The sequence below is a fragment of the Vibrio sp. 1874 genome, assembly GCF_033344395.1.
GTDB classification, from domain to species: domain Bacteria; phylum Pseudomonadota; class Gammaproteobacteria; order Enterobacterales; family Vibrionaceae; genus Vibrio; species Vibrio alginolyticus.
The window spans coordinates 672,465-690,850 of sequence record NZ_JAWPOR010000001.1; the positions used below are offsets into that span (position 1 = coordinate 672,465).

Here is an 18,386-nt window from a genome sequence, read left to right on the forward strand (position 1 = left end):
CCTTTACTGCCTCTAAATACGATCAGTTAGCTAAAAGCAACGGAGGCTGTAATGGCAGGCGACACTAATCAAGAAAAAGACAATGAAAAGCTTAACGATGCGGTAGAGCAAACAGAAACGAAGGATACGGGGACAAAAGAAGAAAAACAGCAGTCGACCGTCTCTTCGACTGTAGCGACCGGTGCTGAAAGTGCAGATGCTGTTGATGAAGCCAATCGTGCGATGGAAGAAAATCCTAGTGGCGCGGGTACGGAAGAAGAAGCAGTGAGCTCGGGTGGCGCAGTTCAAGAAGAGGATACTGAAAGTAGCAGCGACTCTGACGCTGCACAATCCAATGTTGTTGATAGTGTAGCTTCTAGCGGAGAATCAGGTGACGAGGCTCTGGGCAGCGGTGGTTCGGATTCTGGGGCGGGTGCCCAAGCGGTCGGTGGTGGTGATGCCTCTGGCTCTGAAGGTGGTTCGGACGCAGAAGGCAATGAAGCGCAAGGACAAGCGGTACAAACTTCATCTGCGCCAAGTGCTTCTTCAGACTCTGAAGGTTCTCAAGGTGGTGACGAGCTAGATTCAGAAACCACTGAAGAGAGCTTCGCGGTGGATGTACAAGACACCAGCGAAGAAACTACGACGCAAGTAGAAGACGATTTCGACTCCGAAACTACGAGCGAAACGTTCCAGATTAAAGTCGAAGGTGAAAATGACGCGCCAGAAGTAGGGCAAGATCTGGCATACATCATGGATGAAGATGGCACTATTACCTTCACTCAAGAACAACTTCTCGGATACGCGAGTGATGTTGATGGCGATGATCTTGCCGCATTCAACGTGCAAGTGGGTGCTAATGCATCGGTTGTGGATAATGGTGATGGCACTTATACCGTCACACCTGATACTGATTTTAATGGTGAACTCGGCTTAACGTTTGATATCAGTGATGGTCAAGAAACCATTTCTAGCTCGATTGATTTAACTGTTCGTCCAATCAATGACGCACCAGTGCCGGAAGATAAAACCTTTGAGGTGGAAGAAGACGGCACGCTGATCTTCACCGATGCTGACCTGCTTGCTGGCGCAACGGATATTGAAGGCGATAACCTCACAGTTGAAGGCGTGAGCTACGACGGTGGCGACGGCATCCTGACCGACAACGGTAACGGGACTTACACTTTTGCGCCAAATGAAAACTTCAATGGCGATGTAAACTTCAGCTTTGATGTGTCCGACGGCACGGATACGGTTTCTGCCAACATTGATGTCAGTGTTACGCCTGTCGATGACGCACCAGTATCTGGCAATCTTGCTTACTCGGTGGATGAAGATGGCTCGATTCGTTTGAGCCAAGAGCAGTTGTTGTCGCAAGCTTCCGATGTGGAAGGCGATGCACTGACGGCATCTAATCTTTCGGTAGATGGCAACGCGACGGTGACTCAAAACGACGATGGTAGCTTCACTATCACGCCGGACGCAGATTTCAACGGTGATATCGACATCAGCTTCGATATTTCCGATGGCACGAACACCGTTCAAGCAACCGCTGATCTAACGGTTAATCCAATCAACGATTTGCCTGTTCCTCAAGACCAGCAGTTCAGCGTGGAAGAGGACGGCACTCTTCAATTTACTGATGCAGATCTGCTTGCAGGTGCTACCGACATTGAAGGCGATGACCTTTCTGTAACGGGAATCAGCTATGAAGGCACCGACGGCGTTCTAACTGACAATGGAGATGGCACATATAGCTTTGCGCCAAATGAGAACTTCAATGGCGATGTGAACTTCAGCTTCGACGTATCTGATGGCACAGATACGGTTTCAGCGAATGTAGATGTTAGCGTCACGCCGGTGAATGATCCTCCGGTGGCTGGTTCAACGTCTTACACGGTTCACGAAGACAACTCTATTACCATTTCTGACGCGCAACTGTTGGCAAATTCTTCGGATCTAGAAGGGGATGTCTCGATTGATAGCGTGAGCTACTCTGGCAGCGATGGTGTGTTGCAAATCAATGGCGACGGTACGTACACCTTCTCTCCAAATGAAAACTTTAATGGTGAAGTGACGCTTGATGTTGTCGTCGCTGATGAAGAAGGCGCAACGGATGTCACCACTGCTGGCATTACGGTGCTGGAAGTGAACGATCCACCAGTCGCAGGACCAACTTCTTACACCATTGATGAAGATTCTGTTCTGACCTTTAGTGAGTCGCAAGTGCTGTTGAATGCCTCTGATGTGGAAGGCGATGTAGAGCTTGTTGGCATTAGCTACGATGGTCCGGATGGCATTTTCACCGTTAACGATGATGGCACGTGCAGCTTCGCGCCAAACGAGAACTTTAACGGGCAAGTTCAACTTGATGTGACCATTCGAGATGAAGATGGGGCAGAAGTTGATACCGTCATCAATGTGAATGTATTGCCAATCAATGATGCGCCAGTATCGGGTGATTTGGCTTACAGCGTTGATGAAGACGGTGCAATTACGCTCAGCCAAGAGCAGCTTCTTTCTCAAGCGTCTGATATTGAGGGCGATGACCTGACTGCTAGCGATTTGACTGTAGATGGAAACGCAACCGTCACAGCGAACGATGATGGCAGCTTCACGATTACACCAGATGCGGACTTTAATGGTGACATTGATATCCAATTCAACATTACAGATGGCACAGACACTATCCAAGCAACGGCGGATCTAACGGTTAATCCAGTTAACGATCTTCCTGTTCCTCAAGACCAGCAGTTCAGTGTTGAAGAAGATGGCACGCTTCAGTTTACCGATGCAGACTTGCTTGCTGGCGCGACCGACATCGATGGCGATAACTTAACGGTTGATGGCATTAGCTACACAGGCAGCGATGGTGTGCTGACTGACCACGGTGATGGTACTTACACCTTTGCACCAAATGAAAACTTCAACGGCGATGTCAGCTTTAGCTTTGGTGTTTCTGACGGTACTGAGACCGTACCAGCCAACGTGGACGTGAGCGTCACTCCAGTGAACGATCCTCCGGTTGCGGGTTCAACGTCTTACACGGTTGATGAAGACAACGCGATTACCATTTCCGACGAGCAGCTTCTGGCTAACTCTTCAGATGTGGAAGGTGCAGTGTCCATCGATAGCGTGACCTATTCAGGCACCGATGGCGTATTCCAAGACAACGGTGACGGCACTTACACCTTCATGCCGAATGAGAACTTCAGTGGTGACATCAGCCTTGATGTGATTGTGGCGGATGAGCAAGGAGCGATTGACGAAACGACTGCAGGCATTACCGTCATTGAAGTGAATGACCTTCCAGTTGCCGGTCCAACGTCTTACACGATTGACGAAGATTCAGTACTGACATTCAGTGAGTCACAAATTCTTGCTAACGCATCTGATATCGAGGGCGATGTAGAGCTTGTTGGCATCAGCTATGAAGGCTCGGATGGTATCTTTACCGTCAATGGCGATGGTACTTGTAGCTTTGCACCAAACGAGAACTTCAATGGTCAAGTTCAGTTGGATGTGACCATTCAAGATGAGAATGGGGCAACCGTTGATACGCACATCAATGTCGATGTCTTACCAATCAACGATCCACCAGTATCGGGTGATTTGGCTTACACTATCAACGAAGACAGCTCAATCACGTTAAGCCAAGAGCAGTTGCTTGCCAAAGCGGGCGATATTGATAGCGAGAACCTTGAAGCTATCAATCTATCGACAGATGACAACGCGACGATTCAATACAACGATGATGGCAGCTACACCATCACTCCGGATGAAAACTACAATGGCGACCTAGATCTGACCTTCGATATCATTGATAACGATGGCGGCTCGGTACAAGTTGGTCTGGATATTACGGTTAATCCTGTGAATGACTTGCCACAAGCGCAAGATCAACAGTTCACGGTAGAAGAAGACGGCACCTTGCTGTTCACGGATGCAGACCTATTGGAAGGCGCATCGGATATTGACGGCGATGATCTGTCTATCGAAAATGTTCTCTACACAGGTGCGGACGGCGTGCTTACCGATAATGGTGATGGCACTTACAGCTTCGCGCCGAATGAGAACTTCAACGGTGATGTTCAGTTCACATTCGATGTGTCTGACGGCACAGGTTCAACACCTGCATTTATTGATGTCAGCGTGACACCAGTGAACGATCCACCAGTGGCAGGTTCTACGTCTTACACGGTTCAAGAAGACGGTCAAATCACCATTAGTGACGAGCAGTTGTTAGCCAACTCTTCTGATGTGGAAGGCGACGTAGCCTTGGCGAATGTTAGCTACTCTGGTAACGACGGTAGCTTCGTGGACAATGGCGACGGCACATATACCTTCACGCCAAATGAGAACTTTGACGGTAACATTTCGCTCGACGTTACGGTTATCGACCAAGATGGTGCAACGGATACGACAACCGCAGGCATCGATGTTATCGCGGTGAACGACGCACCTGAAACATCAGGCATTCAAGCTGAAGTAGATGAAGATAATGCCATCACCATCACGCAAGAACAGTTGCTTGCGAATGCGACAGACATTGAAGGTGATGACCTTGTTGCCAGCAATCTACAAACCAATGACCCGGATGCGACGATCGTAGCCAACGATGATGGTTCTTTCACCATTACGCATACGGAAAACTTTAACGGTGAGTTGGACTTCACTTACAACATCAGCGATGGCGAAAATGATGTTCTGACCACGTTGGATCTGACCGTTAATCCTGTCAACGATGCGCCAGAAGCGGGCGACGAGATCTTTATTCAAGCGGAAGAAGATCAAACAGTGGGTGTTTCTCTGCGTGAAGAGCCTGCGTTACGTCTCGACCAAGCGCCTGAAAACGGCATCATTGAAGCGAATCTAAATGACGAATGGGTACAGCTAGAAGTCGGGCAGGAGGTGCCTGCAGACACGGAAGTGCGCTTCATTCCAAACGATGATGCATTGGCAAACGGTACGCATACGAGTCAAATTGGTACCTTTGACGACAACGCCAGCCTTGATGATTGGGGTACTGCTGTTGACCCTTACACACGTGAGTTTGTTGATGGTGATTTGAAAGTTACCGTTCAAAGTAATGATGACCCACTCGGTGCGTGGAATGGTAAAACACACATCGGTCACGGTATTGGCGATACTGACCGCCAAGGTTTGAGCGGTGATGAAAAACTGACTGTGACTGTTGAAGGTCAAGACATCAACGAAATCAGTTTCCACCTAGATGGTCTAGGCGGCTGGTTTATGGAAGAGTCTCGCCACTTTACCGAAGTCGAAATTCGCGCATTCAACTCTGATGGTGACTTGATCGACTCGATGACTTACCACAAAGAAGATCGTGGTAGTTATGAGACGGATTACACCCTAACGGTGAACGAGCCGGTATCTTACTTTGAGCTAGGTACGATTCAAGGTAACGGTACTTACGTGGTTCAAAACATGACGGTTTCCCAAACTTGTCATGATGAAGCGGTGTTCACATCTATTGGCGTGGACGGCACGGAAATCACGGAAACGGTAGAACTGAATATCCGTGAAGGTGACAGTGAAATCGAACTGACGGCTGATCTGCCAAATGTGACCATTGATACCGAAGGTTCTACGCAGTTTGCCTCTGTGGTTATCACAGAAGAACAGCTTTTAGCACAAGCGAGTGATATCGATAGCGATGTTCTTGATATTCAAAACCTTGAGCTGGTGGGGGATAACGCGGAGCACGCTACGTTAACCGACAACGGCGATGGTACATGGACAGTCACACCAGATGAGAACTTCTACGGTGAGATTGAGCTTGGTTACCAAGTTACAGATGGTGAACTCACTGACGACAACATCATCAACATCAACTTCGAAGCAGTAAACGATGCGCCAATCGTTTCTGGTCCGATTGTGTTGTCGACTGATGAGGACGTGGGCATTACGTTTAGCGCGGACGATCTGCTTGCCAATGCAAGTGATGTGGAAGGCGATGCGCTGTCTATCTCTGATATCTCTTACAGCGGTGATAACGGTGAGCTTGTCGACAATGGCGACGGCACTTACACCTTTATGCCGAATGAAAACTTCAATGGTGAAGTCGATATCGATTACAAAGTCTTCGATGGCACCGATGAAGTCGATACCCATCTAGATCTGACCGTTATTCCGGTCAACGATGTGCCAGTTCCTGGTGCACCGCTACATACTCAAATGCTAGAAAACGGCACCATCATCATCGAAGCAAAAGACCTGTTATCAGGTGCGACTGATGTGGATGGCGACATTCTGCATATCGAGAATCTACTGCTTGTTGACCAGTCACAAGGTACGTTGACAGACAACGGCGACAACACCTTTACCTTCGAACCAACTTCGAACTTCTACGGTGAAGTGAACCTGACCTTCGACATCAGCGACGGTCAAGCAAGTGCACCAAGCACAGCGAAGATCGATGTTGAGATCGTCAACGAAGGTCCAGAGGTCAGCGGTCCTGTTGATGCGGTCGTTGATGAAGATGGCTCAATTACCATTACTCAAGAAGACTTGTTAGCGAACGCGACGGACGTGGATGGTGACAACCTTGAAGCGGTGAACCTGTCGACCAACGATCCTAATGCAACCATCGTTGAGAACGCTGATGGTAGCTTTACGATTACACCGAGCGAAAACTTCTTTGGTGAAATCGAATTTACTTATGACGTAACTGACGCGATCGAAACCGTCGCCGCGGATCTAAACCTCACCGTTAATCCAGTGAACGACCTGCCAGATGTACCTGATTTGTCCTTCACTACAGAAGATGGCGAAGCTATCACGATTACTGAAGCAGAGCTGCTGGCTCAAGCAACGGACATCGAAGGCGATGATTTATCTGTTGTGAACGTGACGAGCTTAAGCGATACGGTTCAAGTAACAGACAATGGCGATGGCACTTACACGTTAACGCCAGAGCAGGGCTTCTTTGGTAATGTTGACCTTACGTTTGATGTGAGCGATGGCACCGATGTGGTGGCGGCAAACATCGACTTGAAAGTTGAGTTCGTCAACGACGCACCAGAAGCAGCACCAATCGTGGCAGACGTGGACGAGGATGGTTCTATTCTCGTGACACAAGAAATGCTGCTTGAAAATGCCAGTGATCAAGATGGTGATGACCTATACGCAACGGCACTAGAAACCAATGATCCGAATGCCTCTATCGTGGATAACGGCGACGGCACCTTTACCGTTACGCCTTCACAGCACTTCAATGGAGACATCGAGTTTACTTATGAAGTGAGCGACGGTGAATTGAGTGTTGCCAATGAAATGACATTGACGGTGAACCCAGTTAATGACATTCCAATTGTTGCACCTGGCATGTACCACATTGAAGAGGATGGCAGCATCCTGTTCACGCAAGAAGATCTGCTAAGTGGCGCGATTGATATTGATGGTGATGACCTCACCGTTACCAGCATTAACTACTCGGGTGATGAAGGTACTGTAACGGACAACGGTGACGGTACATTTAGCTTCGTACCAGAAGAGCACTTCAGTGGTGACTTGCAGTTCAGCTTTACGGTTTCTGACGGTACTGATGAAGTTGAGCAAGATATTAATGTCCATATCGAAGCCGTGGCAGATGCGCCAGACCTAGTCATCACTGATGGCGATGGTCGAAACGTGGATGACCAAGCGATCTTGGTTGAGCCAGGCGGTATTGTTGAAGTGAACATTGCCGCAGCATTGGTTGACCAAGACTTGTCAGAAACGCTGACGGTGACCGTGGATGGTGTTCCTGAAGGTTCGGTGATCAGCTACGACAACGAAGGGGTGCTTAACGATCAAGACAACGGTATCACCAGTTTCAACGATACTGAAATCACGGTTACGTTTGAAGGTGAAACCGCGGGTTACCAAAACGCAGCTGGCTATTACAAAGTTGATGAAGACGGCAATATCACGGGCGTTGAAGTGGTGTACGAAAACGCCTCTCAAGTTGGCGGAGGCGGTGACCTCATTCCGGGACAAGATCAGTTCAGCTTCCAAATCTCGGAAGGGGAAAGCTTCAACCTATTCTTGATTCCTAACGGTCATAACTTCAATGACTTTGCGTCCATGCAAGATGGTCAGTATGAGTTCCGTGCGGCAGATGGCTCTCCTGCGAACATGGATACGGTCGACCCACAACTCGTGTTTGTGGGTGCTGATGGTTCTGAAACCGTGATTCAAAGCCAATTCGGTGATGCAGTCTTCCATGGTGGTTCAAGCTCAGAGCTCAACCAAGATGGTATTGAACATACCCGAACTACTGTGAACGAAGACGGTGAACTGGTTTACGGCTTTGAAGATCTCTACGGTGGCGGCGATGCCGATTACACCGACTTCAACTTCACCATTGATGTCGGTGAAGTGAACAGCCAGATCTACAGCGGTGAAGTAACAGTAGGTCCAGATGGTTCTGTAACACTTCCAACCACAGCAATTGAACAAGAGCTACAGATTCAATTGCCAGAAGACTTTAACCAACAGCTAGAAATCAATGTAACGGCAACGGCAACAGAGCTATCAAATAATGATTCTGAAACCGTTTCTCAAACCATCTATGTCAATGCAACAGGTGCCCACATTGAACATGCGCCTGAAGCATTGCCTGTTTCAGCGATGGTTGAAGAAGATGGTTCAATCCTAATTACGCAAGAAGATTTGCTTGCTAATGCGCGTGACTTGGATGGAGACCAACTGACAGCGCTGAATTTGGCAACGGATGATGAAAACATCACCATCACAGACAATGGCGACGGTACTTACACCTTAACGCCAGATGCGGACTTTAATGGTGATATCACCTTTACGTTCGATGTGTCTGACGGCGATGATGTTGTCTCAACCAACCTTGAGTTATTGGTGTCACCAGTTAATGATGCGCCTGAACCACAAGATCAAGCGTTCACCGTTGGTGAAGATGGTGTGCTGACCTTTACTGATGCGGATCTGCTAACAGGCGCTACCGACATTGAAGGGGATGACCTATCTGTTGAGGGGGTCACTTACACAGGCGCAGACGGTGTTCTTACTGACAATGGTGATGGTACCTACAGCTTCGCTCCAAACGAGAACTTCAATGGCGACGTGAACTTCACTTTCGATGTTTCCGATGGTACGGATACCGTGACGGCAAATATCGATGTAACAGTGACGCCAGAGAACGATCCACCGGTTGCAGGCAGCACGGCTTACACCGTTCATGAAGACAATTCGATTACCATCAGTGATGAACAGCTATTAGCAAACTCATCGGATATTGAAGGCGATGTATTGATTGATAGCGTGAGCTACAGCGGTAACGATGGTGTGTTAGAAATCAACGGTGATGGTACTTACACCTTCTCACCAAACGAGAACTTCAGCGGCGAGGTGAGCCTAGATGTTGTCGTTGTGGATGAAGAGGGTGCAACGGACTCTACCACTGCTGGCATTACTGTGATTGAGGTAAATGACCCACCAATCGCAGGTCCTACCGCATACACTATCGATGAAGACCAAGTTCTAACGTTTAGTGAATCGCAAGTGCTACTGAATGCTTCGGATGTTGAAGGTGATGTTGAGCTAGTAGGCATCAGCTACGACGGTCCAGATGGTATCTTCTCAGTAAACGGTGATGGTACTTGTAGCTTTGCACCGAATGAAAACTTCAACGGTCAAGTACAGTTGGATGTGACCATTCGCGATGAAGATGGCGCAGAGGTCGATACTTACATCACAGTCGATGTCTTACCAATCAATGATGCACCAGTTTCGGGTAACTTGGCGTACAGCGTTGACGAAGACAACTCAATCACGTTGAGTCAAGAGCAGCTTCTTGCTCAAGCATCGGATGTAGAAGGCGACGCGCTAACCGCATCTAATCTAGTGGTTGACGGTGATGCAACGGTTACGGCAAACGACGATGGTAGCTTCACTATCACGCCAGATGCGAACTTTAATGGCGACATTGATATCACGTTCGATATCAACGACGGCAGCGACACTATTGTTGCAACAGCGGACCTAACCGTTAACCCAGTTAATGATTTGCCGCAGCCAGAAGATCAAGCGTTCACCATTGGTGAAGATGGCGTGTTGATCTTCACTGATCAAGACCTATTGGATGGTGCAACGGACATCGATGGCGATGACCTCTCGATTGAAGGCGTCACTTACACAGGCGCAGATGGTGTCCTAACTGACAATGGCGATGGCACTTACAGCTTCGCGCCAAACGAGAACTTCAATGGCGACGTGAACTTTACCTTCGATGTTTCTGACGGCACGGATACCGTGACCGCGAATATCGATGTGACAGTCACGCCTGAGAACGATCCACCGGTGGCAGGCAGCACGTCTTACACAGTGCATGAAGACAACTCGATCACCATCAGTGACGAGCAGTTACTGGCGAATTCATCAGACGTCGAAGGAGATGTAGCGGTTGATAGCGTCAGCTACAGCGGCACAGATGGTGTGTTCCAAGACAATGGTGACGGTACGTACACCTTCTCGCCAAACGAGAACTTCAATGGCGAAGTGAGCCTAGATGTTGTCGTGGTCGATGAAGACGGTGCGACGGATTCAACTACCGCAGGTATTACAGTACTTGAGGTGAACGATCCACCAATCGCAGGCGCGACCAGCTACTCAGTGAACGAAGACGAAGTCATCACCATTAGCTCTGAGCAGTTGTTGGCAAACGCTTCTGACGTTGAAGGTGAAGTTGCGATTGATAGCGTCAGCTACAGCGGTTCCGACGGTATCTTTACTGACAACGGTGACGGCACATTCAGCTTCGCACCAAACGCTAACTTTGATGGCGATGTTAGCCTAGATGTTGTGGTTGTTGATGAAGACGGTGCAACTGCGTCAACTAATGCAAACATCGATGTATTGCCAATCAACGATGCGCCAGTATCGGGCAACTTGGCTTACAGTGTCGATGAAGACAATTCAATTACGCTTAGCCAAGAGCAGCTTCTTGCCCAAGCATCGGATGTAGAAGGCGACGCGCTAACCGCATCTAACCTAGTGGTTGACGGTGATGCAACGGTTACGGCAAACGATGATGGTAGCTTTACCATTACGCCTGATGCGAACTTCAATGGTGACATTGATATCACGTTTGATATCAGTGATGGTTCTGACACTTTGGTCGCGACGGCAGATCTAACGGTTAATCCAGTTAACGACCTACCACAACCAGAAGATCAAGCGTTCACCATTGGTGAAGATGGCGTCTTGTTGTTCACTGATGAAGATCTGCTTGATGGCGCAACGGATATTGATGGCGATGACTTATCTGTTGAGGGCGTCACTTACACAGGTGCGGACGGTGTCCTAACTGACAATGGCGATGGCACATACAGCTTCGCTCCAAACGAAAACTTCAATGGCGACGTGAACTTCACCTTCGATGTTTCCGATGGCACGGATACCGTGACCGCGAATATCGATGTGACAGTCACACCAGAGAACGATCCACCGGTGGCAGGTAGCACGTCTTACACAGTGCATGAAGACAATTCGATCACCATCAGTAACGAGCAGTTATTGGCTAACTCATCTGATGTCGAAGGCGAAGTAGCAATCGACAGCGTGAGCTACAGTGGCGCAGATGGCGTGTTCCAGGACAATGGTGACGGCACTTACACCTTCTCGCCAAACGAGAACTTCAATGGTGAAGTGAGCCTAGATGTTGTCGTGGTAGATGAAGACGGTGCGACGGACTCAACCACCGCTGGCATTACTGTTCTTGAGGTGAACGACCCACCAATCGCAGGCGCGACCAGCTACTCCGTTAACGAAGATGAAGTCATCACCATTAGCTCTGAGCAGCTATTGGCGAATGCTTCTGATGTTGAAGGTGAGGTGGCGATTGATAGCGTCAGCTACAGCGGCTCCGACGGTATCTTTACTGACAACGGCGATGGCACATTCAGCTTCGCGCCAAACGAAAACTTCAACGGTGATGTCAGCCTTGATGTGGTTGTGACTGATGAAGATGGTGCAACGGTAGCAACCAATGCAAGCATCGATGTATTGCCAATCAATGATGCTCCGGTATCAGGTGATTTGGCTTACAGCGTGGATGAAGATGGTTCTATCACTCTCAGCCAAGAGCAACTTCTTGCTCAAGCCGGCGACGTGGATGGTGATGACCTAACCGCATCGAACCTGACAGTTGATGGCAATGCGACCGTTGTTGCGAATGACGATGGTAGCTTCACTATCACACCAGATGCGGACTTCAATGACGACATTGATCTGAGCTTCGACATTACGGACGGTGATGCAACCATTCAAGCGACTGCCGATCTGACTGTGAACCCAGTGAATGACCTACCAACGGTTGGTCAGCCACAGTTCGTCACGCAAGAGGATACCAGCTTCACCTTCACTGAAGAGCAACTGCTGCAAAATGCAGGTGATATCGATGGTGATAACTTAACGGTTGAAAACGTTGCCTCTGACAGCGGTACCTTGGTTGATAACGGTGACGGCACTTACACCTTCGCACCAAACGAAAACTTCGACGGCAACGTGAACGTGACGTTTGATGTCAACGATGGCACTGCAACGGTTCCTGCTGAAGCGAACATTGATGTTCAATCTGTGGTTGATATGCCAGAGTTGTCGATTGCTTCGGACTTGGTGATTGCGTCTGATAACTTCGAGTCTGGCTCGAACGGTTGGAACGCGAACACTGAAAGCTCTCAAGGCTTCGAAACGGGCGACATGCTGGGTCGTATTGGTGGCACTGGCGGTGATGAAGCGGTCAGCAAAACCTACGAGATCCCAAGTGATGTTAATGAAGTGAATATATCGTTTAGCTTCTACGAAATCGATTCTTGGGATGGCGAGTCGTTCCAAATCTTTGTGGGTGGCGAACAGCTAACCACCTTGGAGAACTCCGCGTTCCGTACTCAAGATGGTACGACAACGCTATACGATTCTGACGGTAACGAAGTGGGTGAAGTGATCCACGGAGCCTCTCAACGTGAAGGCTTCAGTGGTTGGAATGACCAAGCTCACCAAATCAACCTGACGGTTCCTGTCGAGGATGGCGAACTGCAACTCGGCTTCGGTTCAACCTTGAATCAAGACGTTTGGGATGAATCGTTTGGTATCGACAACATCGAAATCACGGTAGCGGATGCGGATTACCAAATTATTGGTACCGAAGATACACCAGTGCCGCTTGATATCGATGCAGCGTTAAGCGATACCGATGGTTCAGAAAACCTCTCAATCTTGATTGAAGATGTGCCAGAAGGCAGCGCACTATCAGCGGGTGTCGATAATGGTGACGGCACTTGGTCACTACAACCAGGCGAGCTAGAAGGACTAGAGTTTATCCCTTCTGCGGACTTCAACGGCGATGTGACGCTAACCGTAAATGCAACCTCTACGGATGTGGATACAGGTACAACGGCGACAGCGACGCAAGATGTGACGATTCATATCTCGCCAACCAATGATGCACCAGAAGTAACGGGTGACATCACTGCAGTCACTGCCGAAGACAACAGCATTACGCTAACTCAAGAGCAGTTACTGGAGCACGCTGTTGATATCGATGGCGATGACTTAAGTGCAATCAACCTGAGCACCAATGATGAAAATGCAACGGTTGAAATGAACGAGGATGGCAGCTTCACCATTACTCCAAGCGAGAACTTCTACGGCGACATTGAGTTTAGTTACGATGTCACGGATGGCGAAGAAGTGGTTGCTGCTGGTCTTGACCTAACCGTTACACCAGTCAATGACGCTCCAGAGCCACAAGATCAAGCGTTCACCGTGGGTGAGGACGGTCTTCTTACCTTTACAGATGCAGACCTATTAACAGGCGCGACGGATGTAGAAGGTGACAACCTAACAGTTGAAGGCGTGACTTACACTGGCGCAGATGGTGTCCTAACCGATAACGGTGATGGCACGTACAGCTTCGCGCCAAACGAAAACTTCAATGGCGACGTGAACTTCACCTTTGATGTTTCTGATGGCACGGATACCGTGACCGCAAATATCGATGTAAGCGTGACGCCAGAGAACGATCCACCGGTGGCAGGCAGCACGTCTTACACTGTGCATGAAGACAACTCGATCACCATCAGTAATGAACAGTTACTAGCGAACTCATCGGATATTGAAGGTGATGTATCGATTGATAGCGTGAGCTACAGCGGTAACGATGGTGTGCTGGAAATCAACGGTGATGGCACGTACACCTTCTCGCCAAACGAAAACTTCAATGGCGAAGTGAGCCTAGATGTTGTTGTAGTCGACGAAGATGGCGCGACGGATTCAACTACCGCAGGTATCACGGTACTTGAGGTGAACGATCCACCGATCGCAGGTGCGACAAGTTACTCTGTCAATGAAGACGAAGTCATTATCTTCACGGAAGAGCAACTGCTAGCGCAATCAAGCGATGTGGAAGGTGACGTGAGCCTAGAAAGCGTCTCTTACAGTGGTAGCGACGGCATTCTAACGGCGAATGACGATGGCACTTACAGCTTCGCACCAAATGAAAACTTCAACGGTGGCGTAAGTCTCGATGTGGTAGTCGCTGATGAAGACGGTGCAACTGCGACAACCAATGCGAACATTGATGTATTGCCAGTCAACGATGCTCCGGTATCTGGCGATTTGGCTTACAGCGTCGATGAAGACGGTTCAATCACATTGAGTCAAGAGCAGTTACTGGCTCAAGCGGGTGACGTCGACAGCGATAATCTAGAAGCGGTGAACTTAACCGCGGTAGCCAATGCAACCGTTGTTGAGAACCAAGATGGTAGCTTCACGATTACGCCTGATGCGAACTTCAATGGCGATATCGACCTAAGCTTCGACTTGATTGATAACGATGGTGCGAGCGTGGAAGTGGGCGTCGACCTAACGGTGAACCCAATTAACGATGCGCCGCAATCAACGCCAGTGAATATTGCTGGCACCGAAGATACCACCATTCTTATCACGCAGGACATGTTGCTTGCTAACGCGACAGACATCGACAACACCTACGACGAACTGTCTGCTGTCGACTTAGTGATTGATGAGCAATACGGTGACTTGCTAGACAACGGTGATGGCACTTGGGCATTCACTCCGGCAGAGAACTTCAATGGCGATGTGCCAATGTCGTTCGGCGTCAGCGATGGTGATTTAGTTACGCCGGTTGAAGGCAATCTAAACATCGAAGCGGTTAACGATGCACCAGAAGCGCCAACCATCCAGATGCAAGGCGAAGAAGATGTGGTCATGGTGATTGACCCAGCTTACATCGCTGATCAAGTTACGGATCTTGATGGTGACGAAATCAGCGTAGAAAGCATCACGGTTCGTGCGCCTGCAAACGCGACATTAACCCAGCAACCAGATGGTATGTACCACTTGGTAACTACTCAAGACTTCAATGGTTTGGTGGAACTGGGCTACACCGCGACGGATGGTGAAGAAGTGGTTGAAGGCTCGTTGAATGTGGATGTCATTCCAGTCAACGATGCTCCATTCAATGTGGGTAATGCCTTTATGGCAACTGACGAGGATGGCGCATTCACCTTCGACGCTGGCGACCTGATGAACTTGTTCGGCGATATCGACACTGAAAACCTAGTCGTATCACGCATTATCACCGCAGAAGGTGAAGATGGTGGTGAGGTAACAGACAACGGTGACGGTACATGGACATTCACACCAACTGGCGATTTTGCAGGGGTTTCTGACTTGCAAGTCGTGGTAAGTGACGGTGAGTTTGAAACAGTACTTGATGTGCCAGTGTTTGTTCGCCCTGTTGCGGATGGCGCGGTCATCACAACCGACCATGATGGTCCATTAGTCTTCGGTGAAGACGAAACAGGTCACCTAGGCTTGAATGTCGGTCTAATCGACGATTCAGAAACGCTAAGTAACCTAGTGATGACTGGTTTCCCTGTTGGCTTCGAAGTTACGGATGGTGTGAATACCATTACCATTACGGAGCCGGGTCAATACATCGACTTGAACGAGTGGGATATTTCAGACCTGCAAATGACGCCTCCGGCTGACTTTAATGGCGAGTTCTTCGTAACCGTGACCGCAACAACGGTGGATTATGGTGACGAGCCAGAAGAGTTCGAAGATGGCATCGATTCAGGTGACTTCGAAACCCTAGCGGGTGAGCCAGTTATTCTAACCGTTGATGACCTAATCGGATTGGCAGAAAACGTGGACGCTGACGCGGGTGATGAAGTGAAATTCGTTCACCTAGCTGATCGCAGCCAAGGTGAGATTGTCGATAACGGTGATGGCACATGGACATTCAATCCAGCACCAGGCTTTACTGGTGAAGCGGATATCGCTTACGTGATTGATAAAGACGGTGTGCTTCATGATGAGCAAACAGGTGTGGTCGTGAAAGAAGATGCGCCACAAGAGAATGCTTCTCCAGAAATCGACAGTATTTCTACCACAGAAATGGCAGCGGATGGCACCTTGTCGTTCACCAATGATGACATGCTATCGACCTTGAGCGATGCAGAAGGCGACAGCTTGAGCATTGAGTCAGTGAGCCTAATGGAAGGTCAAGGTGTGATAGAGACTGATAACCAAGGTAACTACCAATTCACACCAGCAGAAGGCTACACCGGAGATGTTCAAGTTGGCTTCATTGCAACTGATGGTGAAAACCGCATTGAGAGCTTCTTTAATGTCGACATCCAAGGTGAAGGTGAAACCACAACCAGCGAAGGCTATGCACTCGCTGATGATGGTTCACTAACACTAACGGAAGCACAGTTGATTGATGAGCTTGGCATTAGCCCTTCAGCAGAAGTGTTGGATGTCGCCGATGCAAACGATGCTGGTTTCTTCGCGAAATCCGGTGATGAAGAGTGGACGTACTGGCCGAACGATGACTTCGATGGCAATTTGGCTATGGATGTTCAGGTCAACGACAACGGTGAAGTATCGACTCAGAATCTGAGCATCCAAGTTGCGGACGATTCAGCGCAAAGCGACGAGCCACAAATCCAAACTGCTCAAGCATCATCAGAGCAGCAAGTCGGCGAAGCGCAACAGCCTGAAGAGCAAGCAGCAAACGGTGCAGACAGTGAAGAGGAGAGCGCAGCTGATGTGACTGCAGCCCCAGGCGATACCATTTCTATCTCGGTTCCAGATGAGGTCAGTGGTAACGAATCGGTGGATTATGCAGAAATGTCCGGTCTACCTGATGGTGCATCAGTAAGCAACGCACTGGATAATGGCGATGGCAGCTTCACATTAAGTGGCAACCTGAACCAACCAGTATCGGTTGACCTACCAGAAGGTTACGAAGGTACGAGCGAAATCCAATTCCAAGGTTACGATGAATTGGGCAGCGCAGTAGAAGGTGCGAGTGGCAAAGTTGAAGTTGAAGTCGATGATCAATACACCATGCAAGGTTCTGCTCAAGATCAGCAACCAGACATGGCGGGTATGGAATCTGGCGGCAGCGACTGGACAAGTGCGGGAGGTCAAGAGCAAGGTGTCGACTTCACGGATGACTCTGGCAGCTTCGACTCGGATACTCAAACGGGTACTGACCAAGGCAACGATTTCGATCAAAGCTCAATGTAACCAGTCCTAGACAAGGGCAGTGTCATTGCTGCCCGAACCAAAGCCATGCAGAGCCTACTTTGCATGGCTTTTTTGTTGGGCTTCTTTCTATGAGCTGTAGAAAAAAACTTGGAAATTGAAAAAAGTATTCTTAGCTAGTTTATACCCAAGTAACCTCGAGATGTTAGGTTCAGCGAGAATGGCTTGGTTTGTAGACGCGGCGGCGATTTAAAGGTCTAGTGGGTCTAAATCAAGAATCGACAACAAAGTATACAAACCAAGACAGCTCGCCCTTCGGGAGCGTGTCATTGACTCGGTTTCTGTGTCAAACAACTTGGAAAGAGCTGACTATTACGCTGCGTTGTTTTCCTTGACCCCGAATCAATGACAACGCTCTGAATCCTGCATCTTGAAGTCACTTGGGTATAAGAGTCATTTACAAGGAGGAGCGACATGTACCGTTATGTCAGTTCGCCAAAAGCATCGAAGTACATAGTGCCACCACCACAGCATCGAGAGTTGTCGAGTATCGATGTGCCGGAGTCAGAGCTTGAGATGCGTGAAATTCTGAACAATTGGTTTGCTGATGGATTGGCGCCCATCATTCAGAATGAAGACAATTACATCTCTGCTAATGAGCAACAGCGCTTTGAGCAGCTCAGCCGTACGGTGGGCGTGCTACTGCGTAACAAAGATTACTACTTCGCCACCAAGCGGATTCTTTCGTTGTGGGAGCAAGACTGCTTAGAAACCACTTACGTTAATTATCTGATTTTACGTAGTGAGCGCATACCATACTTCGAATAAGTCCCATTTCTTAGCTTGAA

Annotated in this window: 2 protein-coding genes; both read left to right on the forward strand. The window is 48.9% G+C overall.

Annotated features, from left to right (window positions below; all coding sequences use genetic code 11):
• The first annotated feature begins 51 nt into the window (after positions 1-51).
• The gene (locus tag R8N46_RS03045) at positions 52-17,580 is read left to right on the forward strand and encodes a tandem-95 repeat protein (protein ID WP_318098133.1); all 17,529 of its coding nucleotides are present in this window, start codon (positions 52-54) and stop codon (positions 17,578-17,580) included.
• Between the two features lie 432 nt (positions 17,581-18,012).
• Entirely contained in the window at positions 18,013-18,366 is a 354-nt protein-coding gene (locus R8N46_RS03050; protein WP_005375589.1) for a hypothetical protein, read from the forward strand.
• The last annotated feature ends 20 nt before the right edge of the window (positions 18,367-18,386 follow it).